Origin of the sequence: Paenibacillus dendritiformis (genome assembly GCF_015845845.1) — a bacterium.
GTDB classification, from domain to species: domain Bacteria; phylum Bacillota; class Bacilli; order Paenibacillales; family Paenibacillaceae; genus Paenibacillus_B; species Paenibacillus_B dendritiformis_C.
Genome location: NZ_LDIG01000164.1, coordinates 1 through 19198, shown reverse-complemented (window position 1 = coordinate 19198; position 19198 = coordinate 1). Strand labels below are relative to the sequence as shown.

Here is a 19198-nt window from a genome sequence, read left to right as displayed (position 1 = left end):
ATTCGAGAAGCATGCCAGCCTGAAGTATAAATATGGCAATCGGAAATTTTGGGCGGAGGGCTACTACGTCAGCACAGTAGGCTTAAATGAAGCAACTGTCGCAAAATATATACGTGAACAGGAAGCACATGACCAAGCAGTTGATAAACTGAGTGTGAAAGAGTATGAAGATCCGTTCAACAGAAACAGTAGCAAGAAGAAGTAAACCAGTTTAACTGGTAAGTGAAAGTGACAAGTTACACTGAGCCTGAACAATTTAATTGTCAGGCTAGCGTCTTTAGGCGCAGTTTGGCAACAGGGGGTTATACCCCAAGTGCAAACCACCCGTTGGACGGGTGGTCATGATTTGTCCGGTCTTCCGAAGATCTAATCCGCCGCCGCCTGGCAAGCTCTGGGGTTTGAGACAGGAAATTTTTCGATGGATGCAGAAAAAGCAAGATGGATGAGTGAGTTTGGGAAATCATGATACACCTACAAAGAAAATCAAACCCGTTAGAGAAGGAGGCTCAGCATCGATGAATTTCGCGATCGAGGAGGCGCTTGGCCGGATTGGCTTGAGCACGAAGGGCCTCTCGTCGTCTTATCTTGGCGAGGGCGCGTGGCATACCGCTTACTTGCTGCACACCGACGAGCATGAAGCTCTTGTCCTCCGCGCACCTAAGCCTGCAGCTTACGGCGCGCCATTTGTATATAACGAGCGGGAGATGGTGGGGGAATACGCGTCCCGGGGGCTTTATTATCAACATGCGAATCAGGTGATGCCGGGAATCTGCCCCGAGTTTTTCGCGTATCACGTGGAGCCGGAGCTTACTTTTACGATTGAGTCGTATTGCGGTCCGACGCTGTCCTTGCAAGAGACGGCCCCGGCGGATGCGGCCGGGCTCGGGCGGCAACGCGGACAATTTATGTCAGCCATGAGCAGAGCGGAGGCGCCGCTGCGCGGTTTTGGATTCCTCGGTTGGCAGGAAGAAGGTCTCGCCGGAGAAATCCAAGGGGACCTGCAGGCCTATTGGCGGGAAGAAGCGAACGAGTACCTGGAGCAGTTCGAGCAGCTTCTTCAAGCCGGGATTCCGCTTCAAGAAGATAAAATCAGGAGCAAGCTGGAAGAGGCGCTCCGTTATCGGCTGGGACGAACGCCTCGGCTGTCGCTGACGAACCGGGATATTTCCCCGGAGAACATTATCGTGGACAACCAGCGCCTCCGGCTCATCGATCCGCTTCCGCTGCAATATGATGATCATGTGTTTGCCGGAAATCTGCTTAATAATTTTAACACGCTATTTCCTTCGTATGACAGCTCTCCCCGATATGCGAAGCACAAGTTCGGCAGCTGCAGGGACCGGCTTAACGGATTCGCCGACGGCTTTCTTGCCGGCTATGCCGAAGGAGACGAGAGTGTTGCCTATTCCGTCAAGATTGAGGAATTTCTGATGCTGCTCGATCTGGCCTGTCATCATGCCGGTCTGCTGAACGAGGAATGGAATGAGGGGATCCGGCTGCGGGTCGGTGACCGGGCGGCTGTGAAGGAGCGGATTCCCGTATATATTCGGCGGTTGGAGCAGTTCGCATTTGAGAAGGGGCGGAACAAATAATTATGGGGAAAAGCCCTGATCTGCGGTGTTACGGAAAAATCTGTGAAATGAAGTAAATAATTTTATAAAACCTATTGACGGAATGAAAACGGATACATTATAATAAAGGCACAGTATGGTTTCTCTCCACTCCTATCCAATATCTAAGTGCTCATATGTAAGCACGGCGCCACTTCGGTGGCGTTTTTTTTGCCTGTTTTTTCGATGCGCCAATCTGTTATGGCGGAAGGGCTGCGGAAAGACCGTTTGTATCCGGGTACAAGCCGATTTCCTTGCAAATCCAGGCCAGATAGAGCACTTTTTGGCAAGAAGCGGCATACCCTATGGAGGTAACCTTACGGAATCGTAAGCCGGGTCACCAAATACCTTAAAAATTTTTAATCATTATTCGACTTTTGTGTGCTAAAATACGACTATATGTGAGGAAATTATTTAACATTTTGAAGAATTATCCTACATACGCTTTATAGGTGAATGAGAGAACGACGTAATTTGAACTCCGATCCGCAACTTTTCTATACTTCGAGAGTATACCTTAACAGGTAGCGCATCGGGAAGGATATGGAAAGCAAGGAGGAACTTGAGTCCATGACCGATTCCCAGATCATCCGCGAGATTAAAGACGGCAACGTCGAGTTGTTCGCGGAATTGATGAATCGTTATCAACGAAAACTGCTATCATTTATATTTCATATGTTAAAGAGCTCCCAGTTGGAATTGCTTGCCGAGGATTTATGTGCCGAGACGTTCTTCAAGGCATATCGGAGCCTGAATACGTTCCGTGAGGCAGAGGCCTCTTTTTCGACCTGGCTATATACGATTGCCCGTAATACGGTACTGAGCGAGCTGCGGAAGCAGCGCAGCGTGCAAGTATCGTTGGACGATGATTACAGTATCGTTCCGGAAGCGCCGCGCGAGGCGGCACCGGAATATGCATTGCTGCGGAACGAGAAGGTATCTTTGGTGCGAGACGCCATTAACCGTCTGCCGGAGAAGCAGCGTTCGGCCCTCATCCTGCGCGAGTATGACCAACTGGATTACCAAGAGATTGCCCATGCCTTGGGGCAGACGGTAAGCTCCGTGAAATCGCTGCTGTTCCGCGCTCGTGCGAGTGTGAAGTCTCAGTTGGAGGCATACATTACCGAGCCGGGAGTTGAGGGGATGAATTAATGATGAAATGCGCGGAAGCGCTCGAGTGGATGCCGGTCTATTCCGAATTGCCTGAAGACGATCCGCAGCGGCTAGCGATTGAGAAGCATTTAAGCGAATGCGAATCCTGCGCAGAGCAATACAGCGTATGGGCTGCAAGCGAGGAATGGATGGACGGCGATTCGGAGGAGATAATCGTTCACGAGGCATCCGGTTCCGGATTTACGCCGGCACGGGTTATGAACATGATTTACGAAGAACAAGACTGGCTCGTTCCGGTTCATCAACGTTCACAGACATGGTCCCTGCGATCTCGCAATATGCTTGCAGGGATTGTTGCTTTTTGTATGGGGATATTTTTGTGCGCTCTCATTGTGCTGCTTGTCCGCAGAGAGCAATCGAACATCGAAGATATCAGCGGGGTGATTCCGACGGTCGTTGCCGGCGGCGATCCATCGGGCTGGGGGAAAATGACGATAGGCGTCCCGGTGGCGAGCATCAGCGATCCGGTCATTTTGCAGGTGGTGCCTACGATTCCTCATTATTGGATAGCATTGTCCCTCTTCGGGGTTACATTTGCATTATTGCTGTTAAATTGGCTGACGCGGGTGCGTCGCTAACTTTTGATAAAGGTTGTCCACCACATTTACACGTTACAGAAGGAGTAGCAATGGCCCAATATATCGGATTGGTTAGACACGGGATTACCGATTGGAACGCGCAGGGGAAGATTCAAGGACGGACGGACATTCCGCTGAACGATACCGGCCGGAAGCAGGCGGCGATGCTGGCCGAGCGTTTGAAGAAGGAAGACATCGCATTTGATGCCGTCGTCTCAAGCGGCCTTCGCCGGGCTGACGAGACGGGGGCTATCCTTGCGGGCGCACTGCATATTCCGCTGCTTGAGCCGGAGCCGGGATTGGTGGAGCGCGCTTACGGGCAGGTGGAAGGAACGACGCCTGAGGAACGGGAGAAGCGTTGGGGAGCTGAGTGGCGTCAGCTTGATCTTGGACAAGAGCAGGATGACGCGCTCCGCAAGCGGGCCGTCAAGACGCTGGAGTCCCTCGCCCTCCGGAGTGAAGGCCGGAACCTTCTGGCCGTGACGCATGGGAGCTGGCTGGCCCAACTGTTCATTGCTTTGTTCGGACAAATGTCGCAGGGCCATATCGGCAATTTGTCGTACTCGATTCTTGAGCGGCGAGGCGCGGGATGGCATCCTGTCTTGTATAATTGCACAAAACATATCCAACCGTCTGACGCGGTCACTATCCACCGCGGCAGATAGAAGCAGGCCTTGGTTCCGATTGATGAACCGGGGCCTGTTTTATTTTTATTTTGCTGAATAAATGCCAGACTTTTTCCAATAATGGTTAATGTAACAAGGACTCGGTCAAGGAATGAAGCTACAAAGAACGGAGGTTCGGCATGAATCTGGCAGATATGCTCAGTTACGCGGATATCGGGCAGCTCGCCCGGATTGCTAAGCGGTACGGCTGCGTATGCAATGAACGCTCCAAGCATGAATTGATCCAATCGATTCTGCTGGTTCTTGGCAGCAGGGATGTGTTCGAACGCCATGTGAATGAGATGTCGCTGGAGGAACGGCGCTTTCTGAATTCCATCCTGTTCGATAAGCGGTCCTCCTTCAGTCTGGAGGAGCTGGTGGCCCGAGTGCAGCAGACGAAGTTCGACACGGTGGTGCCGGGCAAGTCGGATCCTGCTCCGAACGGGCCTCAACCGCGGGATACGATCGCGAAGTTCAAGCACAGCGGCTGGCTGTTCAACGGCTGCAACCCGCAGACCAAGTATCTGTTCCAGATTCCGGCCGATCTGAAGCAGCGTTTCAAAGATGTGCTGTACCAATCCTTCTCCAGCCAATTGCAGCTTACCGCTGAACCGCATGCGTATCGTGACGAGGATGGGAGAATCGGAGATGACATTTTGCAGCTCCTTGATTTCGTCGCGACGGAATGTCCGCCCTTGAATTCGGAAGGGGTGATGTATAAGCGGGCCCAGCAGCAGCTTCTCGATACGTTCGCGATTCGGGAAACGCCGATAGGCAAGGGAGAATGGCGATTCGGTTACGGCAGGCGGTTCCATGATTACCCGAACCGGTTCTCTTTCATTTACGACTACGCCTTCTACCAAGGCTGGCTGGAGGAAGGAGACGGGCGGCTGCGTCTCTCCGCGCCGGGCGAGGAGAGGCGCAGCAGGAGAGGAACCGAGCCGACGGCCTCGCTCTACCGCTTCTGGTTGAAGCTGTACAAGAACGCCATTCCGAATCTGCTGTCCGTCGTACACTGGATCCAACTGTGCACAATCAAATGGACGACGCTGGAGTCGCTGGAACGGACGCTTCTTCCTTACATCCGGCCGTTCTACTTCGACACCTCCGAATCCGTATTTCGGCAGCGCATCATCATGATGATGGTCCATCTGGGCCTGCTTCGGCTGGGGGAGACCGCGCATGAAGTGCAGGTGCTGCAGATGACGAAAAAAGGTCAGCAAATCATCCAGGGCGTGTATGTGGCCCATGAAGACAGGATTCAGCTGAACGTTGACAAGCCACATGCCCATTGATACGATGAGACCACCTTTTATCCCATAGGATGGCAACGATAAATAGGTGTCTCGGAGGTGTGCGAACATATGCTTATTCCTTACAAAGGCGTTCAACCGAGCATCGATCCCACCGTATATGTGGCGGAAGGGGCGAAGCTCATCGGTGACGTAACCGTCGGTCCCTTGTCCACCGTATGGTTCAATGCCGTGCTGCGCGGCGATCTCGCGGCGATTCAGATCGGCCGGGAAGTGAACCTGCAAGACGGTGTTATCGGACATGTCAATACGGATCAGCCATTAATTATCGCAGATCGCGTCTCGATTGGACACGGTGCGATCGTGCACGGCTGCCGGATAGGCACAGGTACATTGATTGGCATGGGGGCCATTGTACTGAACGGAGCGGAAATTGGTGAATATGCTTTAGTAGGAGCTGGTTCCGTCGTCACTGAAAATAAAAAAATACCGGCCTATACTCTTTCTCTCGGTTCACCCGCAAGAGTCATACGGGAGTTGACAGACGAAGATTTGCAGCGCATGAAGAAAACAACGGATAGCTATGTGGTGAAAGGAAAGGAATATAGGATCTCTTAATCGTTAGGTTGGAGGTGCATCCTATGGATAAAATGAAAGTGACGTATGAAGCGATGTTGAGTTTGACTGCGGAAATGATCTGGGACGACGCGATACGGAAGTACCGGACGGAACGAATATATGAAGAAATTGATAAAGCACTGGCAGCAGGGGATGAGACCACGTTCCGAACCTTAACGGAAGAACTGAAAACGTTGCAGTAACCCCTAATGAAGAAGCGCTCTGAGCGATTCTTCATTTTTTTGTACAACATGTTATAATATGGGGAGGAGTAACTGGAAAAAAGGGGGAGCAGCATGAAATTCAGCGAGTTGACTGCAGAACAATGGAAGGAATGGGGGCCTTACCTAGACACATGCATCCTTCCCGTGACCGGATTGACAGGGCTGGAATCGCCGGTCGAAGCGGCGGAACGGCTCGAACGGCTGCGGGATTGGCTCGACGGGGTCGAGATTCCGTTCCACGGGCGCACCGTAACTTATCCGGCTTGCCATTTTACGGGGGGAAGCGAGCCGCAGCCGGCGGATATCGCTCTGTTGGACAAGGTTTGCGGACGGCTCAGAGAGCAAGGATTTGCTTATATTATCATCGTCTCGCAAGCGGTCCGGCTCCGTCAGGGAGAGGTGTCTCAAGCAGATGCTGTCTTTACGCCGGCAGAGCTTGGAACAGAAGATGCGAACACTGTCAAGGAATTGATGAAGGACAAAATTCAAAAAATGTGGTACGCATCACAGTTTGAAGAGCAAATGTGACAAAATCTCAACATTTTTTGGCGCAAATCGTGTTCCCATTTGCATTTCGGCTGGTAAATTCTTGACGCTTTCATGGCACTGGGATATTATAATGATGTCCTAGTTAGATTGTGATTCTCATCATAGCAAGCTGCGAGAACGGTTGTGTAAAGGGGGTAAGACAGTAATGAGCAAACCGCAAAATAACGAGCAGAAACCTCACCAACCTCGCAAAGAAATGTCTCGTAGACAATTTCTTTCTTACACATTGGGTGGAGCGAGCGCTTTCATGTTCGTCGGTCCAGCTATTCCCATGGTACGGTTCGCCGTGGATCCGCTTCTGCAGAAAAAGACAGAGGGGAACTACATAAAAGTCGCGGAAGTTAGCAAGATTACCAATGAACCTCAGGAATTTACATTCGACGTGACGCAAATCGATGGCTGGTATGAGAGCAAGCCTCAATTGGTTGCCTGGATCAGCAAGGACGAGAACGGAGATATTTTCGCGTTGTCGCCGGTATGCAAGCACTTGGGATGCACGGTTAACTGGAATTCCAACCCGAAGTACAAAGATCAATATTTCTGCATGTGCCATGGCGCGCATTACACGAAGGAAGGCAAGCAACTGGCTGTAGCTCGCGCACCGCTGGACGAGTACAAAGTGAAAATTGAAAACGGTTTTGTATATCTTGGTGACAAGATTCCGAACCAACACGTGCAGTAACAAGGAGGCGTAGTGTCAGATGTTTAAAGGGGTTTACAACTGGATTGACGAACGTCTGGATATCACGCCGATATGGCGCGACGTGGCGGATCACGAGGTTCCGGAACACGTGAATCCGGCGCACCATTTTTCCGCGTTCGTATACTGCTTCGGTGGGTTGACGTTCTTTATCACCGTGATTCAGATTTTGTCCGGTATGTTCCTGACGATGTATTACGTTCCGGACATTGTCAACGCTTACTACAGTGTTGAGTATTTGCAGACCAAGGTTGCCTTCGGACAAATTGTTCGCGGCATGCACCATTGGGGTGCGAGTCTTGTCATCGTAATGATGCTCTTACATACGTTGCGGGTGTTCTTCACCGGCTCTTACAAATCGCCGCGGGAAATGAACTGGGTCGTGGGCGTACTGATTCTCTTGATTATGATCGGTCTCGGGTTCACGGGATACCTGCTTCCATGGGATAACAAGGCGTACTTCGCAACCAAGGTCGGTATGGAGATCGCCGATACCGTTCCATATATCGGACCGTACGTCAAGGAATTGCTGCAGGGCGGTACGATCGTCGGAGCGCAGACGCTTACACGGTTCTTCGCGATTCACGTCTTCTTCTTGCCGGCGGCTCTACTGGCCTTGATAGGCGCTCACTTCCTGATGATTCGCCGTCAAGGTATTTCTGGACCGCTATAAGAGAGGAGGAGAGACCAATTGGCACACGATAAGTCGTCGAATACTGAGAAAATCGTATATGTCGGTGATTCACGCATAAAGAAAAAAAGCCAGAGAGCGATTCCACCGGATTATACCGCATTTCCTGGGAAGTCCGAAGCCTTCATTCCGTACTTCTTATTGAAGGAATGGATGGTCGGCGTCGTAGCTTTGGTAGGAATTTTCGTGCTAACGATTGCGGAGCCTGCTCCGTTAGGTTATCCGGCAGACCCGAACAATACGGGATTCGTTCCTATTCCTGACTGGTATTTTCTGTTCTTGTATCAGTTCTTGAAATACCCATATGCGTCCGGAAGCTATGTCGTAATCGGCACGGTGCTCATACCGGGTATCATGTTCGGCGGATTAATGTTGGCGCCATTCCTGGACAAAGGGAAGGAACGCCGCTTCTATAAGCGCCCTGTAGCTTCCGCGCTCATGATTGTCAGCTTGATCGCTTGCTTCTATTTGACGCGGGTCGCTTGGCTGGGGTATGAAGCCGAGCTGGCAGAGCTGAATATTAGGCCAGAGCATGAGGTACGGTTGGAAAAGGCGCGCGAAGCTGCGATGGCCGGCAAGCCTACGGGACAGCCGAAGCCGAACAAGGAGATCGCCTTGGTTGACAAGGATGATCCTGCCATGGATTATATGAAAAAGGCGGGATGCTTGAGCTGCCACGCCACTGACCTGAAGGGTCAATCCGGTCCTTCGCTTCGCGGCATCGGCGATACGTTAACCAAAGACGATATCCTCGACATCCTCCACAACGGTAAAGGCAATATGCCGCCAATGAAGGATGCAGCAACGGAAGAGGAATTGAATCATATCGCAGAATGGCTTGCGAAACAGAAAGCTGAGAAGTAAAATAAGTAGAGACTCGAGCCTGACCGTTGTGACGGTCAGGCTCGTTCTGTAGATGACTATAAGTTCATCCGATCCTTGCCCGCCCTTATCGGGCGCATGCGCGATTTCGCGGGATCGGAGCGGAAGAAGGTAGAGTACATATGAAGCTGACCTCTTTGCTCAGCCGTTCTTTTTTAAGACGGCGTTGGGTGCTGTGGACGTTATTCTGGAGCAATCTGCTTGGCACCGTGTACGGATATTATTGGTACAAAGATCAATTGATCTATACGTGGAACAATCATCCGCTATGGCAGCTTCCCTTTGTCCCGGATAGCCCGACCGCCAGCCTATTTTTTACGATTGGCATTTTCTTCCTATTAGTACGTCCGCAACCCCGTTCCGTATGGGGGAGCGCCATCGTCAAGCTCATTGAGGCGCTGGCGGTAGTCACCTCCATCAAGTACGGAATATGGGCATGCGCCATGATATTTGCCGGGGCGGCCCTAGGTAACCCGATGGTATGGCAGGATTGGATGCTGATCAGTTCCCATCTGGCAATGGCGGTAGAAGCGCTGCTGTATGTGCGTTTATTCCGATTTGGAAGTGCCAGCTTAACGATAGCGGCGTGCTGGACTTGGCTGAATGACACCGTCGACTACAGCGCCGGAGTTTTTCCTTGGCTCCCGCGCACCCTCCACCCTTATTTATTCGAGGTATGCGTGTTCACGTTTGCCTTGACGGGCGCCAGCGTGACGGTAAGCTGGGCCGCGATGAAGGAGGCAAGAAGACGGAACGGTTAGCGGAGGCATAAATTTGGACATCTCCCCATACGATGATGGGGGGGAGGGATGTACATGCTTATTAGGCGTTCACGTTGGCTTGTCATCGTAATCGGAATCATCAGCATATGTACACTCGGCTTGGCGCCTGCCGCTGCCGCTTCGGAGCCGAACAGCATGGCTGGCAAGCCGGAAGAGCGATGGCAGAAGTTGGACCAGCAAGCGGAAGCCATATATGAGGCCGTAAAGAAGCAAGAGCTTGAACAAGCGCGGCAGCTTGTGCAAAAGATGGGAGAAGCGATGACCGACACTTCATTTTATGGCGTGACGGGTGTCGAAGGGGTGCGGGCGTTCAGTGATGCGATCGTTCAAGTGAAGCGCGCGCTGCCTGCAATAGAATTGAATGAGGATCGCCTGATGCATGTTGCGGCCCGATTGCGGCTGGCGTCGGATGCGTTAATCCATAAAAAACAAGCGATGTGGCTGCAATACGAACAAATGCTTCGTGATGAAATGAACCGAATGAAGCAGGTCAAACAAGAAGAGGAGTGGTTGTCCAGCGCCAAGCAGTGGCTGCTGCATGTGGACCGCATCCGGCCAGCCGCGACCATACAGCGCAGTCCGGAGACAATGGAGGTCATTGAATCCCTTGTACGGCTTGTCGAACGGGCTGTTGCCAAGCAGACGCCCCTCGCTGAGGTCAATCAGGCGTTGAACCGGCATGGAGATGAATGGCTCCGCCAACTGTTCGGCAAGACCAAGGACGCGCCGACCTTCGGCCAAGAAGATACCGGGACACTGCCGCTGCAATGGACATTGTTATTTACGTTCATCATTTGTTCCGTGCTCTTCTATGTCGCCTTGCAGAAATACCGCTACGAGCATGACTCGATTCGTCCAGGACGCTTTCGAAAGTAATGCATATCTCCAGCGCTTCTGCACGTTTGAACACGCGCTTGTGCACCACGTTTGTACGGCATGCTTGAACACTGTGGTCGTGCACCACGTTTGTACGGCATGCTTGAACACTGTGGTCGTGCACCACAACTTGTATACGGCATCTTGAACATCGCACTTGTGCACCATAACTTGTATGGTATCTATGAACACCGCGGTCGTGCACCATGCTTTTACTGCATGTTTGCACATTGCGCTTGGACATCACACTGCTTGAACATGAGCGGACATCACTCCAAGCGGAGATGCGTATCCGTTAAGGATGGTTGACATCCGGGATGCTGGGGGTTGGGAACTGGATGGAGCTTCAACTGGATCGCATGCACCAGGGAGGCACCATGCCAGCGAAGGGACCTTGCATGCGAGAGGGGAGGATTTAAATGGAAGGATGTAGATGTTTTTGCGTCCTTATGCATATTCTCCCCTTGAGTCAGGAACGATGGACATCAAGCATCCACCGTATCACTGCCCCCACGGTTACACGACTAAAATGTGGCTTTTTCCGCTTTACTGGTACCGGAGGCGAATCACTCAAGCTTAGAGACAAGAATATAGTCCCCTCAATTTAGCACGATAAAGTAAACGCCGAAAATACCCTTAGCTGTACAAAACGTTGGTCAGAAAATACGAGAAAACACCGTTCTAGGGTGTAGAACGGGTGTTCTAAATATCGTCTGACGTGCTGTGGAAGGCACGGTTCAGGAATAAAAAATAAACACCCTCTCACATGCCGCAGAAAGCACTGTTCAGGAAAACGAAACAAGTACAGTCTTACCGTATATAAGCTGCCGTATAGAAAATAACACTATCTTTTCTAATTAAAGACGTTGTTCTGAAAAGGCAAATAAACATCGTCTTTTACTATGGCAACATGCGGTTCTGAAAAGCTGAATAAACATGGTCTCAAGCACTTGCTAGACGCCTTCTAAAAACGAAATATATAAGTGTGTTAAGCAATCGAAATAAGCACCATCATATACTATGCAAGATGCTGCTCGACATATCAAAATATATACCGCCCTACGATGTGCAAGACACTGTTCAGTAGATCTGGGTATACGCCGTCTACGCCGCGCAAGACGTCGCTCGGGACGGAGTAGATGCTTGTCCTGTATGTGTTAAACTAATCGGCGATGGCATAATACATAGTTGAAGCAATTGAGAGGCGACGGCAGTAGCTGGCGCATTGAGCCGGAAGTTGAATTCATCCAGATAGCGCTGCAGGTACTTGGCCCCGATTCCGTGGAACGTTCGGTTCAACCATTGGCGAGCCTGCCTGTACATTGTATAAAGCCGGCTATCCCGGCGAATGCGGAAAATGTAGCGGTTTATCTCTGTCTCATAGTCATCGTTTTTCTCCACATGCTGTGTCCTGAAGTGCTGACATCCCGAAGGAAGCAGCAGCTTGCCCGAGAGATGCTCCCTGCCGATAAGCTTCATCTTGAATTGTCTTGCCGGTCCGTACTCGGAGTACGATGAAGTCTCCGCAACGATAATTGCCGTCTCCTTGTCATGCATCACGATAGGCGAACTGAACGGGCGCCCATAAAACACGATAATGCCCCGAACATCCCCCTTCATCAGATTATGGGTATCATGATAATGAATTGCGCCTCGAATTTTATGTAAAATGAGCCAGGACGTTTTATATGTCACTTGAAGCATGGCTTGCAGTTGAACAGCGTTGATTCCAGGCTCTCTATACGAGACGAGCCAAATCGCCGTTAGCCACTTCTTAAGAGAGGTTCTGCTGCCTTCCATTATCGTTCCGGCGATAAGCGAAGTCTGGTGACGGCAAGAGCGGCATTCATACAGAGGAAGCCGGCGTGTTCTGATAATATAAGCCTGGCGATGTTCACATTTCGGACAAATGAAACCTTCCGGCCATTTGACGCTCTCCAAATAAGCGGCGCTATCCGCTTCCGTCGCGAATGTGTTCCACAACTCCTCCAAGGTTGCAATCTTATCCAACTTCTCCACTTGCGGTCCCTCCAGACTATTATTGTTTGGGCAGGGAGAACAAACGTTCTCGATTCAATTATAACGAACATACATTCTGTTATCAACCTCTATCTTTCAAAAATAGTGCAAAAATAGCGCTTTTCAGTTTCGTATTCTTTGGAGGTTTTAACACGCGGCGTTTTACCACGAGCCGGGGGAACTGGCCGCCGCGGTAATGGCCGATGAGCTTTACCTTTTATATATCTCTCTCTTCTTATTTTCAATCTCCCTTTGTGTCAGGAAAAGTGGAGCCATATTTTTATTACTGAGGTCTTTCATCTAGAATATATGTGAAAAATCGTAGTTGAGAAAATGAAGGGAGGCAGTTAGAACCAGAGTTTTTCTATTCGTGATTCCGGGATTCATAAGCTTATATTGTTCAGGCAGTCACGGTCCTGTACATCTGATAATAGGCTTGTCCTGAATGAACGGGAGAGTAGGATAAACAAGCGGGGAGAGAGGTTGGAGTGGTGAACAGGGTTAGATTAGCTGATGAAGCCTGATGTCACTGGGTTCCTGAAGCAACGGGAAAATAGGAAGAAGCAGCGGGGAGAGGATGTAGTGATGAACAGGGTAAGGTTTGTTGATGAGCTTGCTGTTCCGGGTTTCCTGACGCAAAGGGAGAGTAGTGAAAAGAGCTCTGACAGTATGTATTGCTCTGGCTCCCATGCGTTCTCAATTATCCGGGACAAAGATGGTTACTGGAAGTAAGGCATCGAAGTGATTGACAAGCAAGCTATAATGACAAGGATTGGGATGATGAGGATATGGATAATAAGAATTTAATAGAAATGCAATGTGTCCCAATTAGGCGGATACTATGTATGGGGGTGGAGTTACTTCTGAGTTAAAGGGAGAGGGCAAGGGGAAGTGAGGGCGGAGGGAGCTAAGGAAGAAGCGCAGCCCAAAAACCGGAAACTTGTGCCCCCGGTATTTTCTTAGAGCGTAAATAAGTTTTCACAGTGCGCGAATCTTAATCGGTGCTAATCATCATGAGTGTGAATATTCACAATTCGCAAATCATCATCAGTGCCCGAATCTTCATCTCCGGCATTGTGCATGGCCGCTAGTCTTCGCGGAAGCCCTCTCCAAGCACGTCGTGAACATCGCTGACGACGATGAAGGCGCGCGGGTCGATTTGTTTGACGATCGTTTTGAAGCGGCGCATTTCGGTGCGGCTGACGACGCAGTACACGATCTGCTTTTGTTCGCGGGAGTAAGCTCCGATGACGGGAATGAGCGTTACCCCTCGCTCCATCTCGCTTGTTATCGTTTGCGAGATCGCTTCGGCATGGTCTGTGATGACGGTGAAGGCCTTGGCCGCATACGCCCCTTCCTGAATAAAGTCGATGATTCGGGAAGAGATGAATACGGTTACGAGAGTGTACAGTATTTTTTCCTTCGGGATGTAGAATAAGGCGGAGCCGATGATGAAGATATCGAGCAGCAAAATGAATTGTCCCATGCTAATTCCGAATCTTCGGTTGGCGATCCGCGCCAGGATGTCTACGCCTCCGGTAGTGCCGCCGAAGCGGAATACGATGCCAAGGCCGGCCCCTAGCGTCACGCCCGCATACAGGGGAGCAAGGATGAAATCGTGTTCCGTCTGGAACGGGAGGATCCATTGATTGGCTACGGCCCGTTCGAACAGCCACAAAAACACGGTGAGGGACAGAACGCCATAGATGCTGTATATTAATTGCCGGGTTCCCAACGCTCTCCAACCGATTGCAAAAAGCGGGATGTTCAGGACAAGCGTGGAAATGGACGGTTGTATGCCTGCGGCATAGTTCAGCAGCACCGTAATCCCGGTGACGCCCCCTTCCATTAGCTGGTTGGGAATAATGAAGTAAATCAGACCGAACGCGTACACGGCCGTTCCGATCGTTATCGGCAGGTAGGTCTGCCATATGCGCTGCAGCCAGGTCGAATTCACGTGTGGCAAGGCTCCTTTTTAATCAAAATAAGTATCGCGTCTGAGCGGCGCATTCTTAGTATATCGAAATAAGTTACATATAAAAAGCATTTGTTTTCCAGCCGGGTATACGTTAACATAGTAGCAGAAATGAAACATGAAAGAGCTGACGAAGAAGGGGATGGCATGGCGACAAATTCGGATTTGAAGGTGCTCTTGTCGTCGCTGCGCGAGAAGCCGCTGGCGGAAATGCAGCGCGAAGTGGACCGTTACATATCGCAATTCAAGGAAGGATATTTCAGTCCGCTTGCCTTGCTGGCGCGTTTGTCGGAAGAGGTCGGCGAATTGGCCAGAGAAGTGAATCATACGTATGGCGAGAAGCCGAAAAAGGCTTCGGAAGCGGATAATTCCATCGAACTGGAGCTCGGGGATATCCTGTTCATTTTATTGTGCTTTGCCAATTCGCTTGGCATTGACTTGACGAAGGCGCATGACGATGTTATGCATAAATTCACCACGAGAGACGCTGATCGGTGGACGCGGATTGAGGAAGAGCCGAACGCTTAGCAGGTACGATAAGGAAAGGAAGGGCGAGGATGGAACAAATCAAAGTAGCCGTAGTCGGAGCAGGAGGACGAATGGGCCGTGAGGTCGTAAAAATGGTGCTGGGAGATGACGCGCTTCGCCTCGTTGCCGCTATCGACCGTTCAGCCGGACCTGTCGACGCCGGTTCGCTGGTCGGTTTGCCGGCCTCCGGGGTCATCGTCGAGTCCGATCTAGAGAAGGCGCTCATAGCAACCGCGCCGGATGTGATGGTTGATTTTACGACTCCGCAGGCGGTCCTGCAGCATACCGAGCTGGCGATTCAGTATGGGGTTCGCCCCGTAATCGGAACGACGGGGTTCGCTCCTGAGGATATCGAACGCTTGGGCGACATGTGTAAGAACCAGGGAATCGGGGGGGTGATCGCACCGAATTTTTCGATTGGTGCGATCCTGATGATGCGCTTCACTCAGCAGGCGGCCAAATATTTCCCGGATGTTGAGATTATTGAATATCACGGGGATCAGAAGCTGGACGCGCCTTCGGGAACGGCGATTAAGACGGCCGAGCTGATTTCCGAGACGAGGGAAGAAAAGCGACAGGGCAATCCGAACGAAGAAGAGAAGCTGGAAGGCGCGCGCGGAGGATACTATAATGGATTCCGCATCCATAGCGTACGGCTCCCGGGGGTGTTTGCGCAGCAGGAGGTTATTTTCGGCGGTTATGGACAAACCTTGAAAATTCGCCATGATTCTTATGAGCGTGCCGGCTATATGCCGGGCGTCAACGTCGCGGTGAAGAAAGTGATGGAGCTTCAAGAGCTGGTTTACGGATTTGAACATCTGCTAGACGACTAAGCCCGTTATTTTACAGGGGATATCGCAACGGAGGGTTACGACATGTACAAAATCGCATTTATCGCACATGACCGGAAAAAAGACGAGATGGTCAACTTCGTGACGGCGTATGAAAATGTATTCCGCGGCCACCAGTTATACTCGACAGGCACGACGGGGCTTCGCATTATGGAGCAAACCGATTTGGACATCCATCGCTTCCAATCGGGGCCGCTCGGCGGCGATCAGCAGATTGGCGCTCTGGTGGCCGAAAATGAGATGGATCTCATTATATTCCTGCGCGATCCGTTAATGGCCCAGCCGCATGAGCCGGATATTATCGCGCTGCTTCGTCTATGCGATGTGCAGGGCATTCCGGTGGCGACGAATGTCGCGACGGCGGAAATTTTGGTTAAGGCGCTGCAGCGCGGCGATTTTGCATGGCGGGAATTGTCTCATAAATACAAGCCGGGAGTGGAAGAGTAAATGAAAGAGCTGGATATCCTTGCCTTCGGCGCGCATGCGGACGATGTGGAGATTGGGATGGCGGGCACCATCGCCAAGCATACGAAGCTTGGTTTTCGAGTCGGCATCTGCGATCTGACAGAGGCGGAGATGTCCTCGAATGGTACGGTGGAGCGGAGGCGAGGAGAGGCGCAGCAGGCCAGCGACATTCTTGGCCTGTCCGTTCGCGACAATCTGAAGCTGCCCGACAGGGGGCTGGAGCTCCGGCGCGAGCATATCGATGCGGTCGTCGGCGCGATCCGCCGCTATCGTCCCCGCATCGTATTCATGCCTTACTGGGAAGATCGCCACCCGGATCATATTCAATGCAGCCGCATTGTGCAGGAAGCGATTTTCAATGCGAAGCTTCGCCGCTATATGCCCGATATGCCCGCGCATCAAGTGGAGCAGGTTTTTTATTACTTCATTAATGATATCGCTCCCGCGCAGATTCTGGTCGATGTGACGGATGTCTATGAAGAGAAGCGCAAGGCGCTGCGAGCCTATGCTTCTCAATTCGTCCGCCCGAGCGGCACGGAAGATGTCGTCTTAACGCCGCTTAATCAAGGCTATGTGGAACGGGTAGAGGCAAGAGACGCCTTGCTCGGGCAGGCCAGAGGCTTTGCTTTGGCCGAAGGATTTGCCATGAAGGGGCCTTACGCCGTTTCCGCCTTTTTATAAGTATCCGTTCAGGGCATGCTGGATGCCGTGGAACGAAGCATTTTGGAACAGATAGGAGGGAATCGGCTTGAAGGAAGGACTGAAAATCGGAATTACCTGTTATCCGTCTCTAGGAGGCTCCGGCGTCGTTGCGACCGAGCTGGGGAAGCTTCTGGCGGAGCGCGGACATCAAGTGCACTTTATCACCCACAATATTCCATTCCGCCTCGGATCCGGGTTCTTGAAGAATATCTACTATCATGAAGTGGATGTCAACGATTATTATGTCTTTCGCTATCCGCCCTATGATTTGTCGCTGGCGAATAAAATGGCGCAGGTAGCCAATATGCAGCAGCTCGACGTCTTGCATGTTCATTACGCCGTGCCGCACGCAGTTTGTGCCTATCTGGCCAAACAGATGTCCCATCCGGATCTGAAGGTCGTCACGACGCTGCACGGGACGGATATTACCGTTCTCGCCCAGGATGAATCGCTCAAGGATATGATTCGGTTCGCCATCAATGAGAGCGATGCGGTAACTGCCGTTTCCCAGGATTTGATTCGAGAAACGCGGGAACTGCTGGAGATAACCCGCCCGATCGACTTGACCTATAACTTCGTTGACAAGCGCATCTATTATCCGCGGGATGTCGCTCAGCTCCGCGCTGAATTCGCTTATCCGTTTGAGAAAATTTTGATGCATATATCGAATTTCCGTCCGGTGAAACGGGTGGCGGATGTCGTGGATATTTTTTATCGCGTGCAGCAGGAAGTGGCCGCCCGTCTCGTATTCGTCGGCGAAGGACCGGATATGCCGAAGGTGCAGTGCAAAATCCGGGAGATGGGGCTGGAGGATCGGGTTCACTTTCTCGGCAAGCAGGATGAAATCGCCCAAGTCATTTCGATGGCCGATTGCTTGCTGCTTCCTTCGGAGAAAGAGAGCTTCGGCCTGGTCGCGCTAGAAGCGATGGCTTGTGGCGTGCCGACGATCGGTTCGGAGGCCGGAGGGATTCCGGAGCTGGTGAAGCATGGAGAGACCGGATTCCTCGCTCCGATCGGGGATACGGAAGCGATGGCCGATTACGCCATTCAGCTGCTGAGCCAGCCGTTGCTCGCCCAGACGATGCGCGAAGCCTGTCTCCATCGGGCTCGCCACGATTTCTGCAACGATTTGATCACGTGGGAATATGAAAAAATTTATTACCGGGTGCTCGGGCAAGAGGTCGGCATTCCGAAGCCCGTCTGTTAACGTACAGCCGGAATCTACTGCGCGCAATGGCTGCCATTGCGCGCGCTTGCATGTAAAGGGGTGACAGGATGGAATGGAATCCTGACGAAAAATTGCTGTATGCGGAGGCGCAGCAAGTAATGCGCCACTTGCTGGCGGCGGGGCATGACGCCTACATTGTCGGAGGCTCCGTGCGCGACAGGCTGCTTGGCCGGCCGGTCGGCGACATCGATATCGCCACCTCCGCTCTGCCGGAGCAGGTGACGGCGTTATTCCGCCGCGTCGTGCCAACGGGACTAGAGCACGGCACGGTGACGGTCGTCATGGATCATCATACATATGAGGTGACGACGTTCCGCAAGGAATCCGCCTACGAGGATCACCGGCGGCCTGAAGAGGTGGAGTTCATCGGCGATTTGGAGGAGGATCTCCGCCGGCGCGACTTCACGATCAACGCAATGGCGCTTGATATTGAGGGGCGCCTGCATGATCCGTTCGGCGGCCGGGACGATCTGGAGCGGCGCCTTATCCGCTGCGTCGGCGATCCGGAGACGCGCTTCCGCGAGGACGCCCTGCGGATGCTGCGGGGCGTTCGGTTCGCGTCGCTGCTGGGCGGACGCATCGCCAAGTCGACGTGGCGGGCGCTCCTCCGCCAACGGGAAACGCTGCGCTACGTCGCGATGGAACGGGTGCGCGACGAGCTGTGGAAGCTGACCGCGGGAGCCGATCCGGCCCGCGGGTGGGCCATGCTGGCGCGCAGCGGGCTCCTGCGCTATGCGAAGGAGCCGCTCGGCGCGCTGGCAAGCCCCGCGCCGGATGGGTGGCCGCGGCTCTTGTGCGCGCTCGGAGCCGTGGACGGACCCGAGCTGCG

The 19198-nt window shown here is 52.1% G+C and carries 22 protein-coding genes; 20 read left to right on the top strand and 2 right to left on the bottom strand.

The window, feature by feature from the left end:
* The 14 genes from ABD76_RS16785 to ABD76_RS16720 all read left to right on the top strand — a co-directional run.
* A partial coding sequence (locus ABD76_RS16785) for a transposase (protein WP_197254502.1) occupies positions 1-205 on the top strand: 205 nt, incomplete at its 5' end.
* 310 nt (positions 206-515) lie between these two features.
* Positions 516-1592 carry a phosphotransferase gene (locus ABD76_RS16780; RefSeq protein WP_197258376.1) on the top strand — a complete coding sequence of 359 codons (1077 nt, stop codon included), beginning with the start codon at positions 516-518 and terminating at the stop codon, positions 1590-1592.
* Positions 1593-2180: 588 nt separating this feature from the next.
* The gene (locus ABD76_RS16775) at positions 2181-2762 is read left to right on the top strand and encodes an RNA polymerase sigma factor (protein ID WP_168181494.1); all 582 of its coding nucleotides are present in this window, start codon (positions 2181-2183) and stop codon (positions 2760-2762) included.
* Entirely contained in the window at positions 2762-3361 is a 600-nt protein-coding gene (locus ABD76_RS16770) for an anti-sigma factor family protein (protein ID WP_197258375.1), read from the top strand. The genes ABD76_RS16775 and ABD76_RS16770 overlap by 1 nt, the downstream gene beginning before the upstream one ends.
* A 50-nt stretch (positions 3362-3411) precedes the next feature.
* Entirely contained in the window at positions 3412-4026 is a 615-nt protein-coding gene (locus tag ABD76_RS16765; RefSeq protein ID WP_197258374.1) for a histidine phosphatase family protein, read from the top strand.
* A 140-nt stretch (positions 4027-4166) separates the two neighbouring features.
* Positions 4167-5321, top strand: a complete 1155-nt coding sequence (locus ABD76_RS16760) for a hypothetical protein (RefSeq protein WP_197258373.1) — start codon at positions 4167-4169, stop codon at positions 5319-5321.
* 69 nt (positions 5322-5390) lie between these two features.
* Positions 5391-5897: a gamma carbonic anhydrase family protein gene (locus ABD76_RS16755; protein ID WP_197258372.1), complete on the top strand. Its 507-nt coding sequence runs from the start codon at positions 5391-5393 to the stop codon at positions 5895-5897.
* 23 nt (positions 5898-5920) lie between these two features.
* Entirely contained in the window at positions 5921-6100 is a 180-nt protein-coding gene (locus ABD76_RS16750) for an IDEAL domain-containing protein (protein WP_197258371.1), read from the top strand.
* Positions 6101-6193: 93 nt separating this feature from the next.
* Entirely contained in the window at positions 6194-6649 is a 456-nt protein-coding gene (locus tag ABD76_RS16745) for a DUF2487 family protein (protein WP_197258370.1), read from the top strand.
* 166 nt (positions 6650-6815) lie between these two features.
* Positions 6816-7352 carry a QcrA and Rieske domain-containing protein gene (locus ABD76_RS16740; RefSeq protein WP_006678864.1) on the top strand — a complete coding sequence of 179 codons (537 nt, stop codon included), beginning with the start codon at positions 6816-6818 and terminating at the stop codon, positions 7350-7352.
* Between the two features lie 19 nt (positions 7353-7371).
* On the top strand, positions 7372-8043 hold the full coding sequence (qcrB, locus tag ABD76_RS16735) for a menaquinol-cytochrome c reductase cytochrome b subunit (RefSeq protein ID WP_168181500.1): 672 nt from the start codon (positions 7372-7374) through the stop codon (positions 8041-8043).
* Positions 8044-8061: 18 nt separating this feature from the next.
* Positions 8062-8925 carry a menaquinol-cytochrome c reductase cytochrome b/c subunit gene (locus tag ABD76_RS16730; protein ID WP_197258369.1) on the top strand — a complete coding sequence of 288 codons (864 nt, stop codon included), beginning with the start codon at positions 8062-8064 and terminating at the stop codon, positions 8923-8925.
* A gap of 140 nt (positions 8926-9065) precedes the next feature.
* Positions 9066-9704 (top strand): DUF1405 domain-containing protein, encoded by a 639-nt coding sequence (locus tag ABD76_RS16725; protein ID WP_197258368.1) that lies wholly within the window; start codon positions 9066-9068, stop codon positions 9702-9704.
* A gap of 54 nt (positions 9705-9758) precedes the next feature.
* Positions 9759-10601 carry a sporulation protein YpjB gene (locus ABD76_RS16720; RefSeq protein WP_197258367.1) on the top strand — a complete coding sequence of 281 codons (843 nt, stop codon included), beginning with the start codon at positions 9759-9761 and terminating at the stop codon, positions 10599-10601.
* A 1104-nt stretch (positions 10602-11705) separates the two neighbouring features.
* Here ABD76_RS16720 and ABD76_RS16715 read toward each other — a convergent pair.
* Both ABD76_RS16715 and ABD76_RS16710 read right to left on the bottom strand, forming a co-directional pair.
* Complete coding sequence (locus tag ABD76_RS16715; protein ID WP_197258366.1) at positions 11706-12620, bottom strand: transposase; 915 nt, start codon at positions 12618-12620, stop codon at positions 11706-11708.
* 1087 nt (positions 12621-13707) lie between these two features.
* A complete protein-coding gene (locus tag ABD76_RS16710) occupies positions 13708-14577 on the bottom strand; it encodes a YitT family protein (RefSeq protein ID WP_197258365.1) in 870 nt (289 codons plus the stop codon).
* A gap of 165 nt (positions 14578-14742) precedes the next feature.
* On the opposite strand from ABD76_RS16710, the gene ABD76_RS16705 reads away from it, so the two are divergent.
* From ABD76_RS16705 to ABD76_RS16680, 6 genes are all read left to right on the top strand, one after another.
* Positions 14743-15123: a nucleotide pyrophosphohydrolase gene (locus ABD76_RS16705; RefSeq protein WP_197258364.1), complete on the top strand. Its 381-nt coding sequence runs from the start codon at positions 14743-14745 to the stop codon at positions 15121-15123.
* A gap of 29 nt (positions 15124-15152) precedes the next feature.
* Positions 15153-15956, top strand: coding sequence for a 4-hydroxy-tetrahydrodipicolinate reductase (gene dapB, locus ABD76_RS16700; protein WP_197258363.1), 804 nt, complete (start codon positions 15153-15155; stop codon positions 15954-15956).
* Positions 15957-15998: 42 nt separating this feature from the next.
* On the top strand, positions 15999-16421 hold the full coding sequence (mgsA, locus tag ABD76_RS16695) for a methylglyoxal synthase (RefSeq protein WP_197258362.1): 423 nt from the start codon (positions 15999-16001) through the stop codon (positions 16419-16421).
* Entirely contained in the window at positions 16422-17120 is a 699-nt protein-coding gene (gene bshB1, locus ABD76_RS16690) for a bacillithiol biosynthesis deacetylase BshB1 (protein WP_197258361.1), read from the top strand. It abuts the gene before it with no gap.
* A 67-nt stretch (positions 17121-17187) separates the two neighbouring features.
* A complete protein-coding gene (gene bshA, locus ABD76_RS16685) occupies positions 17188-18348 on the top strand; it encodes an N-acetyl-alpha-D-glucosaminyl L-malate synthase BshA (RefSeq protein WP_197258360.1) in 1161 nt (386 codons plus the stop codon).
* 68 nt (positions 18349-18416) lie between these two features.
* Positions 18417-19198: CCA tRNA nucleotidyltransferase (locus tag ABD76_RS16680; protein WP_197258359.1), on the top strand; the 782-nt coding region annotated here is incomplete at its 3' end.

Coding starts and splice junctions, on each gene's coding strand:
- ABD76_RS16780 (WP_197258376.1), top strand. CDS start 516: ATGAATTTCGCGATCGAGGAGGCGCTTGGCCGGATTGGCTTGAGCACG.
- ABD76_RS16775 (WP_168181494.1), top strand. CDS start 2,181: ATGACCGATTCCCAGATCATCCGCGAGATTAAAGACGGCAACGTCGAG.
- ABD76_RS16770 (WP_197258375.1), top strand. CDS start 2,762: ATGATGAAATGCGCGGAAGCGCTCGAGTGGATGCCGGTCTATTCCGAA.
- ABD76_RS16765 (WP_197258374.1), top strand. CDS start 3,412: ATGGCCCAATATATCGGATTGGTTAGACACGGGATTACCGATTGGAAC.
- ABD76_RS16760 (WP_197258373.1), top strand. CDS start 4,167: ATGAATCTGGCAGATATGCTCAGTTACGCGGATATCGGGCAGCTCGCC.
- ABD76_RS16755 (WP_197258372.1), top strand. CDS start 5,391: ATGCTTATTCCTTACAAAGGCGTTCAACCGAGCATCGATCCCACCGTA.
- ABD76_RS16750 (WP_197258371.1), top strand. CDS start 5,921: ATGGATAAAATGAAAGTGACGTATGAAGCGATGTTGAGTTTGACTGCG.
- ABD76_RS16745 (WP_197258370.1), top strand. CDS start 6,194: ATGAAATTCAGCGAGTTGACTGCAGAACAATGGAAGGAATGGGGGCCT.
- ABD76_RS16740 (WP_006678864.1), top strand. CDS start 6,816: ATGAGCAAACCGCAAAATAACGAGCAGAAACCTCACCAACCTCGCAAA.
- qcrB (WP_168181500.1), top strand. CDS start 7,372: ATGTTTAAAGGGGTTTACAACTGGATTGACGAACGTCTGGATATCACG.
- ABD76_RS16725 (WP_197258368.1), top strand. CDS start 9,066: ATGAAGCTGACCTCTTTGCTCAGCCGTTCTTTTTTAAGACGGCGTTGG.
- ABD76_RS16720 (WP_197258367.1), top strand. CDS start 9,759: ATGCTTATTAGGCGTTCACGTTGGCTTGTCATCGTAATCGGAATCATC.
- ABD76_RS16705 (WP_197258364.1), top strand. CDS start 14,743: ATGGCGACAAATTCGGATTTGAAGGTGCTCTTGTCGTCGCTGCGCGAG.
- dapB (WP_197258363.1), top strand. CDS start 15,153: ATGGAACAAATCAAAGTAGCCGTAGTCGGAGCAGGAGGACGAATGGGC.
- mgsA (WP_197258362.1), top strand. CDS start 15,999: ATGTACAAAATCGCATTTATCGCACATGACCGGAAAAAAGACGAGATG.
- bshB1 (WP_197258361.1), top strand. CDS start 16,422: ATGAAAGAGCTGGATATCCTTGCCTTCGGCGCGCATGCGGACGATGTG.